Below are 3,067 nucleotides of genomic sequence, written 5' to 3'. Positions count from 1 at the left end.
ACACCTCCATGCGCAAACTCATCCACACCCTCACCGACCACCACGACGCCACCAGACCCCAACTTCACCTCACCGCCTGACCCCCACCCAGCAGACGAAGTGACACCACTCAAAGGGACTTGACCGGAGCGCGCAGGAGAAGGGCCTGTACTGGGCGGTGGGCCGGCGCTGGCTGGGCCGGTTGCTGGCGTCCTGGCTGGACAAGAGAAGTCTGTTGGGCCGCCTCCCGCACGAGACGTGGGTCTCCGTTCGGCGCGTGGGTTGCTGGCCTTCGCTGGCTCCGGTGCGTCGGCGGTCATGTCATGCACCTCGAATCCGGCGTTACGCGCGTGCGCTATCTCGTCGTGCTGATCTGGGCGATGTCCGACTGACCAACATGGTCGTGGACTGTTGGCCAAGCCCAGTAATTCCACGGCCATCTCGTCCGTAGCGGTCCAGCGCAGGGGAGATAGCATTGGCCGTCTCGGGAGAGAGTGCCGTGACAGACGTGGCCGCAGTGGGCGGTCTTGAGGTCATCCGTACTACGCAGAGAAGACAGCGCCCGGATACGCTTCGTCCTGCGTTGACCTCGACTGAGCCAAGTCCTGTTCCGCTCAGTGGGAGCCGTGGTCCGCGTCCTCGCGGCGATGGCGGAAGAGCGAGCGTCGTCAGCGTCGCGGGGATGATGCTCTCCCGGCCCAAGTCCGTGGTGGATTAATCCTTGTAGGACATGGGGGCCTCCATGATGTTGAAGATATCTTCGGCCACCCAGTGCACTCGTCCACCTCTACCATGCGTTCCAAGACTTCTCAACCAACCCATTCCCTCTGCCTTCTGGATGAGGTTCCGCGCTCCTTGGGGCGTGATATCGAGCCTATTTTCGACCGCACGAACCGTGACGAATGGGTTATTGACGATCATCTCCACCAACCCTGAGAGATTGGAGCGCTCATGGGCGGCGACCGCACGATACTCCTCGCGAATGCGCACCAATCTTTGCGCCCGCGTGACGGCGTCATCGGCCTGGGCCGTCACTGCGCGCAGGAAGAAGGTCATCCATGTGTCGATATCTCCCTTTTCGCGGACGCCCTGCAGTGAGGAGTAATATTCATGTCGGTGGGTCTCAAAATAATTCGATAGATACAGAAGAGGATGTGGGAGTCGGCCGCAGCTACGTAGCATGATGTTGATCAACAGGCGACCAATTCTTCCATTTCCATCCAGGAATGGATGGATTGTCTCGAATTGGTAGTGCATGAGGGCCGCTCGTACAAGGACCGGCAGGTCAGACTCGTCTTCATTATTTACAAACCGCTCCCAATCGGCCAAAAGATCCGGGATGTCGTCAGGCAACGGCGGAACGTATGCAGCAGTCTCGGGGGTCGCATTTGAGCTACCAACCCAAACAGGTGACCGTCGGAACTCTCCGGGATTCTTTTCCGCTCCACGGCCATGGGCAAGAAGGGTGGCATGAACCTTGAGAATTAGCCTACCAGTAATTGGTAGTTCATCACTCAACTTGTTTGCTAGCCTAGTGGCGGACAAGTATGCGCGAACCTCCTCAATATCATCCGATCTTGCTCCTTCTGGAACCACTTCAGCCTGCATGACGTCTGAAAGCGATGCCTGGGTTCCCTCTATTTGCGAACTAGCGAGCGCCTCGCGGGTGGCATAAGGGCCGATCAGTGAAGCCGGATCACTGACCAACGATCCGAGTCCGGCTAAGGTGCCGAGGGCTGCATCCGCCTCCGAAAGGATCTTGATGACAGATCCTGTCAGTTGAATATCCCGAGGAATTGGCTTCGGCTTGTAATAAGTGAACGCCCATTTGTTGCCCGGTTCGCGACTGGGCGCGCCAAAGGCACTGTCAACGAAATCGGATGCCTCCATGGGCGCAAGTGTACACAAGAGCCAACTCAGGCCGGGGTTGACTTGCACCGTCGTCATCACCCTGCAACTCCAGTTACACCCTTGCCATCACGCTGCAACGCACACCGCCCGCAGTTGCACCGTCACATGCAACTCGATGGACTGGGGCGGCCTCTGTCTCATGTCGGCCACCTGGACGACTTCCGTGGCGGCGAGGGGCTGCTCGTGCGCGAGTAGCTGGAGTTTATCGGTGTGCAGACTGCCTCTCGCGGATCATCGGACAAGACGACGAGTGGGCACGTCGGTGATGAAGGCGACGGCGTAGAACCCCACCGCGATCCGCACGTGAGGTGATGCGCCTACCCTCGGTCGCCCCAGAGTGCGGCAGAAGGACTCGGCCTCGACCTGATCGTGGTACGAGTCGATTGACCAAATCATGTCGTCGCGGGGACGACCGAGCTGCGTAGCGACGATCGCCGAGGCAGCTCTTGAGGACTTCATTGGCTCACGCGGCCCCCGCCAACTCACGACTCAGGCGCCGGAACTCCTCTCACCCTGGGCACGGGTTCCGCCTCGGAGCCGAAGCGCTTGCGCCACATCGTCCATGACCCCTCGGCGAGGCCGACCTGCTGTGCTACGACGAGTACCGAGTTGGCGCACTGTACTGCCTTCGGCAGGCTCGCGCTGGGCGACCGTCCGTGCGACACGTTCACGCAGTTCTGGAATCAACCTCTGGGGTATGTTCCGACTCTCCTCCGGTTGGATTGGAACGAAACCCAAGATACTTCAACCTCTTCGGTCTTGTTCGGGGTGTCTTTCATGCTGATGTCATGGCGGAGGATGAAGAAGCGACCCGATGCTGGAGGAGCACGCACGCTGGGACACGCTGTAGGCGCATGGTGAAGGGCGGCCAATTCTGTACGCAGCACGCTGACCAAGCGCCACGCCTTGACACACAGGTCCTCGGCACGCTCATCAGCGCCGTGGACCTGTCCGCAATGAGCAAGGTGGTACTGCCGCCGGACTTCATGAAGCATTTCACGGGCCTGGCAGGCATTCAGGAATTCTTGCGGGTGGCCAGGGAGGCCTTTGCGGGCTCTTCAGGATCCAGGGTGTAGTTGTGACTTGACTGTGTGAGAGTCTGCTGTAGTTGGCCTGTGGGGCCGGGGTGCGTGGGGGGAGGACCCTGCGCGAGGATCGGAGTGTCTTAAGTCCCGTC

The 3,067-nt window shown here is 60.0% G+C and carries 1 protein-coding gene; it reads right to left on the bottom strand.

Annotated features, from left to right (window positions below; translation table 11 throughout):
- Window positions 1-693 precede the first annotated feature (693 nt).
- Entirely contained in the window at window positions 694-1,869 is a 1,176-nt protein-coding gene (locus E0E30_RS13110; protein ID WP_130866930.1) for a Fic family protein, read from the bottom strand.
- Window positions 1,870-3,067 lie beyond the last annotated feature (1,198 nt).

The sequence above is a fragment of the Acidipropionibacterium timonense genome (assembly GCF_900605005.1).
Classification (GTDB): Bacteria; Actinomycetota; Actinomycetes; order Propionibacteriales; family Propionibacteriaceae; genus Cutibacterium; species Cutibacterium timonense.
This window is presented reverse-complemented; position numbering and strand designations above follow the sequence as displayed.